The sequence below is a fragment of the Desulfoconvexum algidum genome, assembly GCF_055382125.1.
On the sequence record NZ_AP042394.1, the window covers coordinates 4,059,663 to 4,075,852 of the forward strand.

The 16,190-nt window shown below is 45.0% G+C and carries 12 protein-coding genes; 2 read left to right on the forward strand and 10 right to left on the reverse strand.

Annotated elements, in window-relative coordinates; all coding sequences use genetic code 11:
- Nucleotides 1–3: 3 nt before the first annotated feature.
- Genes ACZ45G_RS18475 through ACZ45G_RS18490 form a run of 4 tightly spaced genes read right to left on the reverse strand, consistent with a single transcriptional unit; the run spans nt 4 to nt 3,024 of the window.
- Entirely contained in the window at nt 4–540 is a 537-nt protein-coding gene (locus tag ACZ45G_RS18475) for a protein-tyrosine phosphatase family protein (protein WP_464171966.1), read from the reverse strand.
- A gap of 60 nt (nt 541–600) precedes the next feature.
- On the reverse strand, nt 601–1,617 hold the full coding sequence (locus ACZ45G_RS18480; RefSeq protein ID WP_464171967.1) for a succinylglutamate desuccinylase/aspartoacylase family protein: 1,017 nt from the start codon (nt 1,615–1,617) through the stop codon (nt 601–603).
- A 1-nt stretch (nt 1,618) separates the two neighbouring features.
- Complete coding sequence (gene rimK / locus ACZ45G_RS18485; protein WP_464171968.1) at nt 1,619–2,524, reverse strand: 30S ribosomal protein S6--L-glutamate ligase; 906 nt, start codon at nt 2,522–2,524, stop codon at nt 1,619–1,621.
- Nucleotides 2,521–3,024, reverse strand: a complete 504-nt coding sequence (locus tag ACZ45G_RS18490; protein ID WP_464171969.1) for an ATP-dependent zinc protease family protein — start codon at nt 3,022–3,024, stop codon at nt 2,521–2,523. The genes rimK and ACZ45G_RS18490 overlap by 4 nt, the downstream gene beginning before the upstream one ends.
- A 357-nt stretch (nt 3,025–3,381) precedes the next feature.
- Between ACZ45G_RS18490 and ACZ45G_RS18495 the strand changes: the two genes are divergently transcribed.
- Nucleotides 3,382–5,664: a mechanosensitive ion channel family protein gene (locus tag ACZ45G_RS18495; RefSeq protein ID WP_464171970.1), complete on the forward strand. Its 2,283-nt coding sequence runs from the start codon at nt 3,382–3,384 to the stop codon at nt 5,662–5,664.
- Between the two features lie 84 nt (nt 5,665–5,748).
- Here ACZ45G_RS18495 and ACZ45G_RS18500 read toward each other — a convergent pair whose 3' ends face one another.
- Nucleotides 5,749–6,318 carry a hypothetical protein gene (locus ACZ45G_RS18500; protein WP_464171971.1) on the reverse strand — a complete coding sequence of 190 codons (570 nt, stop codon included), beginning with the start codon at nt 6,316–6,318 and terminating at the stop codon, nt 5,749–5,751.
- Between the two features lie 230 nt (nt 6,319–6,548).
- On the opposite strand from ACZ45G_RS18500, the gene ACZ45G_RS18505 reads away from it, so the two are divergent.
- The gene (locus ACZ45G_RS18505) at nt 6,549–9,026 is read left to right on the forward strand and encodes a mechanosensitive ion channel family protein (protein WP_464171972.1); all 2,478 of its coding nucleotides are present in this window, start codon (nt 6,549–6,551) and stop codon (nt 9,024–9,026) included.
- A gap of 259 nt (nt 9,027–9,285) precedes the next feature.
- Here ACZ45G_RS18505 and aroF read toward each other — a convergent pair whose 3' ends face one another.
- The 5 genes from aroF to ACZ45G_RS18530 all read right to left on the reverse strand — a co-directional run bounded on the left by aroF (nt 9,286) and on the right by ACZ45G_RS18530 (nt 16,163).
- Nucleotides 9,286–11,154 carry a 3-deoxy-7-phosphoheptulonate synthase gene (gene aroF, locus ACZ45G_RS18510; RefSeq protein WP_464171973.1) on the reverse strand — a complete coding sequence of 623 codons (1,869 nt, stop codon included), beginning with the start codon at nt 11,152–11,154 and terminating at the stop codon, nt 9,286–9,288.
- Nucleotides 11,155–11,474: 320 nt separating this feature from the next.
- Nucleotides 11,475–14,333, reverse strand: coding sequence for a bacteriohemerythrin (locus ACZ45G_RS18515; RefSeq protein WP_464171974.1), 2,859 nt, complete (start codon nt 14,331–14,333; stop codon nt 11,475–11,477).
- Between the two features lie 28 nt (nt 14,334–14,361).
- Nucleotides 14,362–14,697, reverse strand: a complete 336-nt coding sequence (locus ACZ45G_RS18520; protein WP_464171975.1) for a histidine triad nucleotide-binding protein — start codon at nt 14,695–14,697, stop codon at nt 14,362–14,364.
- A gap of 17 nt (nt 14,698–14,714) precedes the next feature.
- Entirely contained in the window at nt 14,715–15,446 is a 732-nt protein-coding gene (locus ACZ45G_RS18525) for an SIR2 family NAD-dependent protein deacylase (protein ID WP_464171976.1), read from the reverse strand.
- A gap of 18 nt (nt 15,447–15,464) precedes the next feature.
- Entirely contained in the window at nt 15,465–16,163 is a 699-nt protein-coding gene (locus tag ACZ45G_RS18530; RefSeq protein ID WP_464171977.1) for a HesA/MoeB/ThiF family protein, read from the reverse strand.
- Nucleotides 16,164–16,190 lie beyond the last annotated feature (27 nt).

The following is a 16,190-nucleotide window of genomic DNA, read 5'->3' on the forward strand; positions in this document are numbered from 1 at the left end:
ACCTCAATCATCCCACTTTAAAATAGATTTTAAATTTTCGAAATACTTCCCCATAGAATGCGTTTTTGAGCTTGAAAATTTCTCATCTGCTGAAACCCCACGCAATTTTAAGATATAACGGTCGATCAATGCTTTTTGCAAACGGCTGGAAGGCCAAGAGGGTGTCGGCTTCATCAGTTTTTGTGCAGTCTTAAAATTATTTCCAGCATTAATCAAAAATGCCAACACAACGGTACCGGTCCTGCCAATCCCATATCTACAATGTACGAGGACAGGATTGCCAGATTCGATTTGTCTGCTCATCCAGTCAATTACCATTTCCAGTTCTTCAATTTCAGGAGCACTTTCATCAACAACAGGAAGATAGTAAACTTCAAATTTTGCTTCTTTTTCAACTGCATGTAAATCATAACACTCAGCACAAAGATTGACGATCGCTCTGATCCCATCAGCATATGCTGATTGTAAATGATCTTCGCAACGAGGCGCATACCCAACTGCCAATGACTTTGTTATCCATTTTAAGGGATATTTATTCATTTTGAACCTCTCTTGTGGTCACCAGAAGATTTGACGGTTTTTACAGGTGTTCTCTTCAGACTATGTGTCTTCAGAAATTTCAGCCCTGAAATCCTCAATCGTTGTATCAATTTTTTTTAGACGGTCCAGGTGGGCAATGTGAATAATCGCATCGCCACGGTGCACAAGCGGTAGACCCAGGCGACCAATCACCATTCCGGAAACCGGGGAGTGTATCACCACTTCCTTATCTCCAAACGGATCGGCAATGATCCCAATTCTCGTGTTTTTAACCACTTTGGCGCCCAGAGGGGCTTCCATTTGTAGAATACCACTGACAGGTGCCCGCACCCAGGAGGTTGAATCCGCAATCAGTGGTTCGATTTTCGGTCTGGTTTGATGGGATAGCGGCCGCAGCATTTCAATGTTTGTCATGACCGACACTATTCCCCTCAGCCCTGCCCTTATGGCCTCTTCATCAAACCGAAGTGCTTCACCGGCTTCATAGAGTATAGTGGGGATGCCTATCTCAGCCGCAGCCTTCCGAAGAGATCCGTCACGCATGGCGGCCTTGATTACCACGGGCACCCGAAACGCCCTGGCCAACCTAAGCGCCTCAGAATTTTCAATATCAACCCGAATTTGCGGCAAATTGGCCCTGTGGTTTGATCCGGCGTGCAGGTCAATACCATACTGGCTGTTCCGGACAACCTCGGACATGAAGGTCTCGGAAAGCTGAGACGTCAAAGACCCTGTCTTAGACCCTGGAAAAAACCGGTTCATATCCCTTCTGTCAGGGGAATAGCGGGAATTCTGCTCAAAGGCATAAACATTTACCACGGGAACGGCAATCAGGGTCCCCCGCAGGTTTTTGACCTTTTTGAGCTTAATGAGCCGGCGGATAATTTCGGTCCCGATAATTTCATCGCCATGTATGGCAGCGCACACAAAAAGCCGTGGTCCTGCCTTCCGCCCGTGGATCACATGGACAGGCATGGCCATTGCTGTATTTGTGTACAGCTTTGGTACCGGAATATGGACCGTCACCTGTGTCCCCGGGGTTACCTTTATTTTGGCAATGGTCGCAGGAGTCTGCATATTACCCCTTACCAATTGTCGTGGTCTTCCCAGGGGAGGCGTTTTCTTCAATATAGTCAATCACCTTACCCGCAATATCCAAACCTGTGACGGCTTCTATCCCTTTGAGGCCTGGTGAAGAGTTCACTTCCATGATCACAGGGCCATGATTGGACCGCAGCAGATCTACACCGGCCACATGAAGTCCCATTATTTTGGCTGCCCTGACTGCAGTGGAGCGTTCTTCCGGGGTGATTTTTATATTGGTTGCCTGTCCGCCACGATGCAAATTGGATCGGAATTCACCCTCCGGCCCTTGGCGTTTCATGGTGGCAACTACTTTAGAGCCGATAACCCAGCAGCGGATATCTGTTCCTGAGGACTCCTTTATAAATTCCTGGACCAAAATGTTGGCGTCCAGGCTTCGCAGGGCTTGAATAACACTCTGGGCAGCTTTTTTTGTTTCTGCTAAAACGACGCCAATCCCCTGGGTACCCTCAATCATTTTTATGACCAGGGGTGCCCCGCCCACGATTGAAATCAGATCGTCGGTAAATTTTGTGCTATGGGCAAATCCTGTTACCGGCAGGCCGATACCCTTTCGTGCTAAAAGCTGCAAGCTGCGAAGTTTGTCACGGGAGCGGCTGATGGCCACAGATTCGTTCACACTATATACCCCCATCATTTCGAACTGACGGACGACGGCTGTCCCATAAAATGTTATGGATGCACCAATTCTCGGAATAATCGCATCAAATCCTTCAAGTTTTTTCCCTTTATAATGAATGGCAGGATGATGAGAAGTAATGTCCATATAACAGAGCAAGGGATCTATTACAGATACCTCATGTCCCCTTTTTGTGGCAGCTTCAACCAGACTGTTTGTTGAGTAGATGGTTGCTTTTCGGGAAAGAATACCGATCTTCATAATTGTTGATTCCTTTTTTTAAAATTTGAATATGATTTTTCCAATTCACGTCCTGTAAGGTATTTCTTAGCAGGATCTATTATAAACCGGTCTTTAAGGGCTGTTCTTCCCAACAGCATCCTGAACATCATATTATCACGGTTGGTCAATGTTATTTTGATTGGCCATAGCAAGGTTCCTAAAAGAGCATTGGTCTCAATGACATACCGCATTTCAGAATGGCCTCCCGAATTTTTAACAACACGCTGGTCAACCACCGGCGCTTCACAGAATAATTCAACCGTTGTCTGTTTCCGGAAAGGATGAACACCAAAACGAACCATCAACCGTCCTTTGGATGTGAATTCTTCAAGGCTGAAGGTGTGAAGGGCTGAGGTCCGGGCACCGGTGTCAATTTTAACTTTCAGGGCGGGGATACCCAGATCCGGTAAGACCAGCCACTCTTTCCAGCCGATCAGCGTAAATTTTTCTTGGTCGGACTTCGATTGGGAATCTAACAAAAAATATCCTTTCCAGGCCGAAAAATGAGCATGGCCGTATCATATTCGGAAATTATGACATAGACGATCATCGGCGCCAGTTAATGATTTTGTTCTTAATAAGATAAACCATTAACCTATTTTCTGTCAATAGAAGGGGCCTATAATTCTTAAACGACCAGATTGAGGGGATAGCGTGTCCGGCTTTTAAAAAATTACCAAAAACATTTATTGCGTAATCAGAAGAAATCGTTATTATGCGATTTGATCATATTTTTTTACAGGGCCATCTCTATCTGATATATAAAAGAGTGGATACATTTTTCATTTCAATTGCATTTCCCGGCCCGGGATACCGCTATAAACGAGGAAACGGTTATGTTTTTATGTAAATTTGCGCGGATTGCTTGTTTGATTGTTTTATGTATTTTAATTCACGCCCTGTTTCTGGCCGGTGAAAGTGTTGCAAAAGAAAGCAATGCCAATGGGGACAACACAACGCAATCGCTGCAAATTGATGAAATAGCCCAGGAAATATCTCGGATCAATGGAACGCTTGGGGTCATCAGAGCAGTATTATCGGATCAGGTTTACGAAGAATTCGGCGTCAGAGCCGAAGACGTTGAAAAAAGGCTGCTGGATCTGGGGTTGCTCAAATCATCCTATGAACGCTTACTCACCTCGTTGACGGCTCTGGATAAACTTGAAAAAAACAAACTTTCCATCAAGGATAGATATGAAGACTACCGCGCCAAAGGCATGGCGGTAAAACCGCCTTACACCTTGACCCTTCTCGATTCCGCCCATGGAGAGCTCGCATCGGTCCAGAGGAACCAAAAAAACATGGTCCTCTCCATGGAATTGCTTCGACAGGAAGTCATGGCGCACAATGAGCGGTTTAAAACCGTAAAAAAAAATCTGAGACAAAAGGAAGAAAAACTGGCAACCGCCAGGGAGGCGGGAAAAAAGGACCTGATATGGCAGGCTGACACGGACAGGATCCAATTAAGGTATCTTCAGACAATTGTACAGGCCCAGGAAAATGAGATCTTAAGATATAAACTGGAGAATGATCTGACAGCCCTTCAAATTGCACTGCTAAAGGAGCAAACCACCTATATTAAGTCCAATGTTGCCTATGATAATGAAGACTTGAAACATCAACTGGCGGCAATCCAGCAAAAAAAGGACACGCTTCAAAAAGAAGACCAGCGCTTGAACAATGAACAAAAAATTATAGAGAAAAAATGGTTGAGCGCTCAGCAGGATTTTGAGAATGGACAGACGGAGAACCAAAGAACCATTGCCGAAGTTTATTTGAAATCCAGGAATGAATGGCGAAAAACCTATCAGCTTGCACTGGAACTCAATCAAAAAACAATGTTACTGATGGACCGCCAGGCCCTCGCCTGGACAAAACGATACACGCTGATTAAGGGGAATACCTCTATCGATCTTGACAAGCTGGAAGAAATTAAAGAGGACGTTGAAAAAACTATAGAAAACCTGGGACAGACCTTGCAAATACAGCAGGATTATCTGGTTAACCTGCAAAAGCAGATGAGTTCGATAGAAAATAGACTTGGGGAAGAAGGAATCTCCAAACCTGTCCAGCAGCACCTTTCTGTCCATTTGGATGCCCTGAGCAAACAGTTGGAGCGTAGATTGGCGTATCAATCGGTTATACTTGCCACTGACCAGATTGAAAAACGCCTTTCCAGTGAGATTGAAGGCCATATGGACAAATTGACCTTAAAAGACCATATAACCGATATCAAAAAGGATTTGCTTGACTTTTGGAACATTGAAATCTGGACCGTGGACAACCAACCGGTAACCCTCCGAAAAGTGGCGATAGCCCTTATCATTCTCTTAATCGGCATAATTGCTGCCAAATTTATGCTCGCCATGTTTCATACGCGTTTCCTTCTCAAGTCCCAATTCAAAGAAACCACGGCGGCGGCTGTTCATAAATTATTGTCCTACACCACCTATCTTTTAATTTGTCTGTTCGCCCTGCGAATGGTCAATATTCCTTTGACAGCTTTTGCATTTCTGGGCGGTGCCGTGGCCATCGGGATTGGATTCGGCGCCCAGAATCTGATCAATAATTTTATTTCCGGATTTATGATCTTGGGAGAACGTCCGATCAATATCGGTGACCTGATAGAGGTCGAAAGTATTCTCGGCATGGTCGAAGAAATCGGGGCAAGGTGCACACGTGTCCGTACCGGCGAAAATATCCACATTTTGGTACCCAACAGTGCCTTCCTTGAAAAGAACATCGTCAACTGGACCCTTTCCGACAAAAAAATACGAACCAATATCGTGGTGGGCGTTTCATATGGTTCACCGGTTAAAAAGGTTCGGGAAAAATTGCTTCTAGCCGCAAAACAGGTACACCGCGTGCTGGCCTCCCCAGAACCCTTTGTCCTTTTTAATGACTTTGGTGACAATGCGCTCATTTTTCACGTTTATTTCTGGGTTAATATAAATCGCGTGATTGAACGGCGGCAAATTGAAAGTGATGTGCGGTTTGAGATAGATGACCTGTTTGCACAAGAAGGCATTACGATCGCCTTCCCCCAGCGGGATGTTCATCTGGATATGAACAGCCCATTAAAAATTATGCTTGAAAAAAAATCTCTTGAAGTTGGATAACCAATCGTTTTTAAATAAATCAGAAAACCTTGGTTTTGTAGTTCAATCGAATAAAATCAAGGAAGTCTGCTGATGCTATGGATCTCATATCCTGCGGATTCTGTAGGCAAATTTGTTCTTCCCGGTTCTGAAAATTCCATGGGCATGCTTGTCCTGGTTTCCAAGGATATATCCCTTATTTTTTATCTTTTTAACAGGGGATGCCAGTTCAACGTGATTTATTTTCAAAATTGCTTCGCTCAAGCTTATGTCACGATCATTTTCTCTGTGATCAACAACAGGAAGCGACATCAAGACCCTTTTCATAATATCTGTGTCTGAAAACCCGATTTGGTAAAGGACATTCCGGGCAGAATTAAAACTCTGCTCAGAAAATTCGCACAGCAGTTCAACAGCTCCGGGGTTTTTAAACAGCAGGGGCTTAAAAAACAACTTTTTTTTTGCGAACAAGGCCAAAGAAAAAATAATGCTGCGGATCAATCGGGTCCTGACGGCGACCTCCGCTTCATGAACATTTACCGTCCTGCCGATTTCGACAAGTGCATTTAGGGCTTCGGGTCCCAGATTATATATCTTCCGGGCTGTTTCATGTGCGGCTTCCCGGTCCTTTTTTACATCCATCTGTTGGATGATTTTCTTAATGTCCTTGAGCATGCTACTCCTTGATGGAGGGGGATGATGGTTTTTGCACCTGTTGTACTTTGTCTAAAAAACAACCCAAATAGATTCAACCAGTTCCCAAAAATTGTCAAGAAAAAAACTGAAACAATCGTTTTTTTTGGATAGGGTTTCTTCTTTTTTCTTTTTCAATTACAATACCCGTTTGAAAACGAAAAAATGCTGATGCAATCCATGATGCCATCCCATGGGGAAAGGAATAATCTGTGAAACTCAAAAGTACAAATCATATCCTGGTAATAATACTATTGGTGTGCCTGGCATCAACAGCGTGGAGCCAATCAGAGCAACAACCTTCTGCTGGAGATGAAGATTCTCTGGTTCAGCTTGAACAGGCCATTGAATCTGCTAAAAAAGATCTGGATCTTTTGGACAAGGATCGGGATGCCGAAAAAAACTTTCACGAAGAGGAACTCCAACAGCAAAAAATTTACAAAACCCAGATCAATTCCCTTAGAAATTTTCTAATCGTTCCCGAAATAAGGATCTCTGTGCTTGAAAAAGGGATTGATGAAGTTGACATCTCTCTATCTTTGATCCAGTCACGGATTCAAAAAATCAAAGAAAGAGAGAATAAAGCCGGTCAACATTTTTCCTCGATAAAGGAAAAAATATTATTAATTGATCAAAGAATCAGAGAACTGACCCCTTCCAAAGAAAAGACAATTTCCAGGGAGCCTGTTCTCAAAGCGCTCAAGGCCTACCGGGAGGTCAAGGGAAAACAGCAAAAAATCCTGCTAAACATCACGGAACTGCTGTCATCAGAGATAAACATCAACAATGACCTGTTAACTGCGTTTCGGGATATTAAGGTGACGTTGAGAACGGAAATAAAGGATAAAAAAGGGACGGGGTTGTTCCAACGGAATGAATTTGAACTGAAGACCTTTTTTTCCCAAACCCTTACAAAAGAGATTTCTCTTTCATTCATGGATGCCAGGCAATTGTTCAGCCCCAAACAACTCTCCTTGAAATGGTCACTTTTCAAAGAGAATATGAATCTCAAAATCGCCATGATCATTGCAGGGTTTTTCATAATTGGAATCTCTATCTTCAAAGGGATCTCTTTTCTCAGAAGAAAAGAGTTCTACAGGGATGTTATCAGCAAGCGGGCAGGATATCCCCTGATTGTCCTTGAAAGGTCTTCTCTGCTTATTTTTTCTATCCTGCTGGCCATGGCAATCTCAAAAACCCAGATCTATTTGGTCTCCCCTGATGGGTTTAAATTTCTCATAAGCCTTTTAACGATTATTCTGATGACCCGGATTTCATCCGATTCCATCCGCCTGATTGCCAGGGAAAAAGGCCCTCTATTCTTTGATGCCCTGTTTCGATGGAGGAATGCCTTTGTATATGGAATTCGCCTCTATGCATTTGTTTATCTATTCATCTACCGGTTCCTCTCTATGGATACCCTGTTCCTGGTGTCGGTTCAAATTTTATCAAAAGCCCTGCTGCTAGGGGGTGTCATGCTATTCTGGAAAGCCTATGAAAAGATTGAGGCGACATCCAGGGGGATGGGAACAAAACTGTTGAGCATCTGGACAAAAACAATCGTAATTTTAGGCCTTTTTGCTGATATTGCCGGATACGGATCATTTGCTTCCTTTTGGTATGTTTCCTGGGGAATATCCATTGTGGTCGCCTGTGTCTGTATCATGCTGATTTATTCAATCAAGGATCTTGACCGGAAACTCAAGGAAAAAATAACACCGAAATCCACGATCTCATCCGGCCTGTTCAATCCATTCTATTGGCTTTTGTCCAACGGAGTTTATTTTTTCATCATTTTATTTGGGATTACCGGCATTGCATTTTCATGGGGTATCCATGATGCGGCTTTTAGCTGGTTTGTGGAAATGTTTAACAAAAAATACACTCTGGGTAAAATTGAATTAAGCATGGCAGGATTGGCCTATTCGATACTGGTTCTCCTTTTTACCCATCAGTTTACCAAGATATGGAGACGATTGCTTGCCAATCATGGGTTAAAAGAGAGCGGGCTGTCCACCGGCGCAAAGGAAACGATCATTACCATATCTGTATATCTTATCTGGTCGGCTGGTATTCTCGTCAGCCTAAGCGTTTTTGGCCTGAACACGACATCCATAGCCGTTGCCTTTGGTGCGCTGAGTATCGGGCTTGGATTTGGGTTACAGAATATTGCAAACAATTTTGTGAGCGGCTTGATCTTATTGTTTGAGCGCCCCATACAAGTGGGGGATGTCGTCGAAGTGGGGGGCATATGGGGGGAGGTAAAAAAGATCAATGTCCGATCGACCCTGGTGCAGACCTATACGAACTCATCGCTGATTATACCCAATTCAGAATTCATCAGTGCCACGGTTACCAATTGGAGTCACCAGGATCCCAATATCAGAAGGGATTTGATGATCGGTGTGGCATACGGGTCAGATACCCAATTGGTAAGAAAACTATTGATCCAGGCGGCAAACCTTGTGCCGGGGGTCGATTTGTACCTAAAAAAACCGGTGGTGCAATTTCTCAATTTCGGAGACAGTTCCCTTGATTTCAGATTGAGATTCTGGTCAACCATTGATGAATTTGTTGAGACGGAAAGCAACCTGAGATTTGAGATTGACCGACTTTTCAGGGAACATAATGTGGTTATACCATTCCCGCAACGGGACCTTCATATTTTTAGCGAAACACCAGTCAAATAAGGTTTGATTTTCCCATAAAAACGGTTACTTGCATGCTGGGTTGCATAAATTTAAAATCGACTGGGTTTCACAATATTCCATAAATTCAGGGAGAAAATACAAAAAGCCCTGACCGTTTATACAAACGATCAGGGCTTTTTAAAGAAGTCGCTATCCCACATTCGGGACGGGTCTCCCACGTTACCCAAGATACCTATCAAACCTGTTGACCTGGCGACCCGGGACCTGACCTATTTTGCCTGACCAGGAAGGGGTGACATTAATACCGGCCCAGAATTCTCAAAACTTCCGATTTTTCCCTTAGGGCTGCCATCATGGGTGCGAGGGCATCACTGAGGATATCCGCCTCAAGATCTGCATAGAACATATATTCCCAGGGTTTTCCCAATATAGGTCTGGATTCGAGTTTGACCAGATTGATCTCGTAGGTTGAAAATACCTTCATCACTTCAAACAGAGCGCCGGGTTTGTTGCCCGTAGAAAAAATAATCGAGGTTTTGCTCACCTTTTTAGCGCCCTTGGATTCTTTGGAAATGATGGCAAACCGGGTAAAATTTCTCGGGTTGTCTTCAATGGAATCTTCGATCACCTTAAGATTAAAGAGATCAGCTGCCATGGCAGATCCAATGGCAGCAACGGTGGCATCATCACAGTCCTTAAGCTGTCGAACCGCACTGGTGTTGGCCTTGACAGGCTGGGGATCCATTCCGGGGGACTGATCCATAAAATTTTTACATTGGGAAAAGGCCGGGGGAGATGCCAATATTGTTCGTATCCCATTTTTTTGGGCGTCCCCATGGGCAATAAGGGCATGTTTGATACGAAGGGTGACTTCGCCGATTATCTTTAAATCATACTCCTGGAGCAGGTCAAAATTTTCATGGATGGACCCGGACAGGGAGTTCTCAACGGGAATCACCCCAAATTCAACATTACCGCTGGCACAGGCATTGAAAATATCCCGATAGGATTTCATGGGAAGGCAGGTCACCTCATCACCAAAATAAGACAGGCTGGCCTTGTGGCTGTAATCCCCATTTTCACCGATAAATGCGGCCGTAGTTGTTCCCCCGCCGTTCATCTGCCGGATCACTTCGGATCTCTTTAAATAGTCAAAATCAAGCTGTTTACCCACCACAGGAGCGATTACATAAAGATCCCGGGTCAATTCACCGAACTGCTCGGGATACAGGCTTTGGGGACCATCTGACAAGGCATTGTCCGGATCATTGTGAACCTCGATCATCAGGGCATCAGCCCCGGCGGCAATGGCAGCCCTTGCCATGGGGCTGACCTTTTCCCGGATACCCGTGGCATGACTGGGATCAATCATAATGGGAAGATGGGTCAGTTGTTTCAATACGGGAATGGCGGAAAGGTCCAGAGTATTCCGGGTATAGGGCTCAAAGGTACGGATCCCCCGTTCGCACAAAATTACATTCTTGTTTCCCCCGGCCACAATATATTCTGCCGACATGAGCCATTCCTGGATGGTGGAAGCAAGGCCCCTTTTCAAAACAACGGGTTTGCTCATTTTCCCCACACACTTGAGCAGTTCAAAATTTTGCATATTCCTGGCACCGATCTGGACCACATCCACATACTTTTCCATGAGGTCTGCCTGTGCAGGAGAGGTCATCTCGGTGACCACCCCAAGCCCTGTTTTTTCCCGGACATCGGCCAAAATTTTAAGCCCTTCTTCTTCCATCCCCTGGAAAGAATAGGGGGATGACCTGGGTTTATAGGCCCCACCCCGGAACAAAACCGCGCCGTAGCGTTTAACTTCCTTTGCAATGGTCATGGCCTGGGTATGGCTTTCCACAGCACAGGGCCCTGCAACCACCACAATCCTGTCCCCACCGACCACAACATTGCCGATTTTGACCAGGGTGTCTTCGGACTGAAAATCCCGGCTGACAAGCTTATGGGAGGTTTTAATAGTTCGAACATCCGCCACCCCTTCCAGCCCTTTGTAATCTTCTTCCCTTCGTTTGTTTTTTGCGATAATGCCGATAATATGTTGTCCGGCATCTGTGATTTCCCGGGTAATACACCCGTCTTCGGACAACAGGGAGGTAATCTTGGCTTTCTGGTCTCGTGTAATCTTGTCGTCTAAAACAAGTAACATTGTCATTCTCCTTACATTAATTTGTCGATAAAATTCATACCTTCTAAAAACAAAAAAAGGCCCCAAGGATTTTCCCCAGGGCCTGAAAACAGAAAAAGGCCCCGGGTGGCATGTCCACCCGGGGCCTTTTATAAACGTTAAAGTTATAAAGCGCTACACCGGATGAACGCTCCTAAAAAAGAAGAAGCGTCCAAAAATAAATATAAACTGTGCTGTTTTTGTTTCAGTTTTCATGGTGTATCTCTTTTTAACTTTAATAAACTTTTAAATTTGTGTCCGTCAAAATAGAAGGCATTCCCCTCCTTGTCAACTATTTTCCTCTATTTTATCCCCTTTTCTTCAAAAAAAGGTGCATAGGCCTTATCAGTTTTCATAATATGATCCCGCAGCCAGTCGGTTAAAAACTGCATCAGGTCCATGGAAAGGGCGGCCCTGCCCTCCTCAAATTCTCGTTTAAATTCCAGGACCTGTGCCACCAGTCGATCATGATAGTCTTTGTGGGCAACCCGATCCGAATATTGATACGTTTCAAACAGATTTTCCTCATTTGCAAAATGATATACCGTATAGTCTGCCAACCGTGTCAGGATCTGCCCGGCTTCTTTTGCCCCCATTTTCATTTTCATGGCCCGGTGCAGCTCATTGACCATTTTCACCAATTCCTGATGTTGTTCGTCAATCTGGTTGATACCAATCTTTAATTTCTCCCCCCAGGGCATCAGATCGGGAATATTTTTGGTATTGAGATCACCTGATGTACCCGCTGATATACCAACTGACGTATCCAGGTCAGCCTCATCCACAGACACCTTAAAAACCCCAATCATATTCCGAAGCTTGCCTGACAATTCTGACAGGTCCTGAGCACTTTGCTTCATCTGGTTACTTCTACTGGTCATTTCCTGGGATACACCATGAACCTTGGAAATATCCTGTGCAATTTCGGTGGAAACCTCGGAGCTCTGGGCCACATTTTCATTGACCTCAACGATCCCGGCGGATGCCTGGTCAATATTTTCAGCCACCTGAGTGGCTGACACAGATTGTTCCTCAATGGCCGCGGCAATGGCCGACACAATGTCCGTGACTTCAGCGATAACCTGGGTAATCTGATTTACATCCTTTACCGTATCATCTGTGGACGCCTGGATATCCTGGATTTTTTCCTTGATATCCAAGGTCGCACCGGCGGTCTGGGCGGCAAGCCCTTTTATTTCACTGGCCACCACGGCAAAGCCCTTACCGGCCTCCCCGGCCCGGGCCGCTTCAATGGTGGCATTCAGCGCCAAAAGGTTTGTCTGCTCGGCAATATCGGTTATCACCTCTGTGACCTGACTGATATCCTTGGCAGAGGTTCCCAAGCGTTCAACCCGCTCGGATGCACTCTTTACTTTTATACCGGCATTGTCTGAAACCGTTCTTGCCTTTTCACAATTTATTGCCACTTCGCTAAGGGTCTGCTTCATCTGCCCTGCTGCATCGGCAACCGTTCCAAGGTTGGTGGATGCCTCTTCACTGGCAGCAGCAACAGAATTCATGCTCGAACTCATCTCTTCGGCCGCGGCTGCCACAGCATTGGACCTGGATGCCAGGTCTTCGGAATCTTCGGACATCTGTTCAGATATGGATAACAACTCCCCGGAAGAAGCGGTCACGGTTTCCGAGTTGGCTCCGATATCCACAATGATATTGTTGAGCCGGGAAATAAAGGCATTAAACCAGCGGGCAAGCTCCCCGATTTCGTCCTTGGTGTCAATATTAATACGCTGGGTAAGATCTCCGTCCCCCTGGGATATGTTCCTCAGGGCTGCCACCACTCTTTTTATGGGCTTAATGATGATCCGAGTCAGGACAAAAGCGATTAAAATACCAAATACCAGGGCAAAAATGCTGACAATGGTAATAATCCTTGTGGAACTGACAATCTGGACCTGCATCTGGGTGTGCATAAACGCCTTTGATTTGAGGCAGATGGCCTCAATCCCAGCGGCAGTAGATTCCATTTGATCCTTGGCGATCTGCTGGCGTTTCATCAGCTCGGTATGGCTTTTAAAAGACCTGATATAAACAGTCACCGCTTCCTGGATGCCCTCCAGAGGCTTGGTTTTATCGGCATCATCAATGGTTTCCCTAATATAGGAAATGGCATTTTCAATAGAACTGATATTTTCAATAATCTCCTGGTAGATGGATTCATCCTCGGTGCGCATAAACTCTTTTTCCAGAATCCGGGTTTTTAAAAGGATATTGGCCACCTGATCTGCACCGGCAGACAATTCCATCATCTGGCCGGAAAAAATCTGGACATCCTCACTGTAAAAATCCAGCAATTCCTGCAGCTCCTGCTGAAAGATAGTAGTGGCCAAATGCATGGCATTGACGGCATCAATAAGGGCCTGATTATTTTTCTGACTTTTATCATTAAAAAAAAGCTCTGCCTTTTCAACGAGGGTTTTATGGACATTAACGATTTTTTCATGTCGCTCCTTGGCAATGGGCTCAAACATCAAGGGTTCTACTTCCTTAAGGTCCCTTTCAATATTCTTGTGATATCCCCTCCACGGGGTCAGCGTGGAGAGCTTATTTTCCGAAGCATCAGATATCACCATTCGATACCCCTTTGCCTGAAGAAAATTTTCCTTTATCCTTTCCGCAACAATCACCCGCTGGCGCATCTGGAACTTTTTCTTCTCACTCTTGGCCATCAGGGAATCATAGCTCGCCTTTTGTTCATCCCGTATCCTTGAGGTAATGGCCAAAGCTGCATTGGCCTTTTGATTCATCTCCCCCATCAGGGTGTCCTTCTGCCCGGCTAGGTTCACGTAATCGTCAAAGGCTTTGGAATAGGTATCCGAGGTTTTCAGGATCTGTTCTGCCTGTTTTTTAATCCCCTCCTCCCCTGTGGTATCGACAATATTTTTGGCTTCTGTTTTCAAAAGTTTTATGTCTCGCATTACGATATCAACGGATGCCGCATCACTGGTCAGGATAAATTGTTTTTCATTTTGTCGGGCATCCAGAATATGATCCACCAGAAGCTGAAATTGATTGGCTGAATCGACTTTTTCCACCACACGTGTCAGTCCTACGCGACCCACAAATGCGAGCACAATCAGTAAAACAAGAACAATGACAAACCCACCGGTTATTTTTTTAGCAAGACTAAAACTTTTAAACATATTGCCTCCAAGGAAAGTTAGCTCCCGTTTATTTTTTTTGCCAGCCACCGATCAAATGTAAATGGAGATGGAAAATTTCCTGGCCGCCCCCCTTTTCAACATTAAACAGCAGTTTATAGCCGGATTCGTTAACGCCTTGTTCCCTGGCCATTTCTTTGGCAACCATGAACAGCCCGGAAATGATATCCCCCTCTTCCGGGCTCAGGTCATTGATACTGCGGATATGCTTTTTAGGGACCAGCAGCAGGTGCACCGGGGCGGCAGGATTAATATCTTTAAACACCACATAGGTATCGTCTTCATATAAAAACTCACTGGGGATTTCTCGGTTTACAATTTTGCAGAATAAACAATCATGTGACATTAAATTCTCCTTTACATTTAGCGTTCTATTTCTTTCATTAATTTTTTCATGGCCACAGAAGCCTTATCCTGGAGGAAAATATCGGTTACCGATTGGGTATATTCCGATGGACTTGGATTTATTTCTATAATACGGGCTCCATTTGATTTTGCTTCCCAGGGAATCATGTTGGCCGGGGCAACGGTCCCTGTAGTGCCGATGAGAATAAAACAATCTGCACGACTTGTTTCATCAAAGGAATGGGTCCTGGCTGGTTCTGGAATCGCTTCACCAAAGAAAATCACATCCGGCTTCAGTATTCCGCCACATTGTAAACAAACAGGGGGCAAGGTACTCAGATCAATTTGTGAAACACTGTAACAAGTTTTGCACTCAAGGCAGACCAGTTTTTTCAAGGACCCATGGAACTCATGGATCCTCCTGCTCCCGGCCTCGGCATGGAGATTATCCACATTTTGGGTAATCACTGCTAAAACAAGGCCCTTGGCCTCCATTTGAGCCAAGGTATAATGGGCAATATTTGGCTGAACACGGCCAAAAAGATCATAAAAAATTTCCCGGATCACCTCCCAGGACTGCCGGGTATTCCGGTGAAAGTATTGGATATCAAAAATCGCAGGATCATATTTATTCCACAGACCATTTTCCCCTCGGAAGGGAGGAATACCGCTTTCAACTGAGATCCCGGCACCGGTGAAGGCCACACATCTTTGTGCTGATTTTATAATTTTGGCAGCTTTGGCATACATTGGCATATAATACCTTGGTCAGATCAGTTCCATGACGTCAAAGGAATTGCTCCATAAATCGGCAATCAACAATTTATTCCTTAAAATATCTCCCCGCTTGAGCAGCACCTTTATGCATTCAGATGCCTGTAGTGAGGCGATAAAAAGGGCGCAATAGGAAACATTCCCGGTCAAGGTTTCAACTCCTGAGGATTGGGCATCCCTTCGTTTACCATAAATCAACTCATATCCTAAATCCTGGGGAAAGATAACCGTCACCTGTCCGCAAACACCGGCAATGGCACCGGATACAAGAGGGAGACCCGCCTTTTGAACAATTTTCTGGAGAAGAAACCGGGTATCAATGGTATCAAGGCAGTCCACCACCAAATCAGCCCCTTGTATCATGCCATCAAGATTTGTTTCATCGGCATAGGCCTGGAAAGCATTTACCTGTAGGGTTGAATTAACCGCAAAGACCCTCTCTTTGGCTGCCCTGGCCTTTGGCGTATCAATATTTTCTTCCCGGCTCAAAAGCTGACGATTCAGGTTGGTGGTATCAAAGACATCTCCGTCCACCAATGTCAGGGTCCCCACACCGGTTCTGGCAAGCATTTCACACACCCCACCCCCCAGCCCTCCCAGCCCGATTACAGCCACATGGGAACGGGCCAACAGCGCCTGTTCTTCATGGCTTATGGTATTAAAATTGCGATCATACCGCCCTTGATTCACCATATTTTCCCCTTGATTACCGGCCTTCCC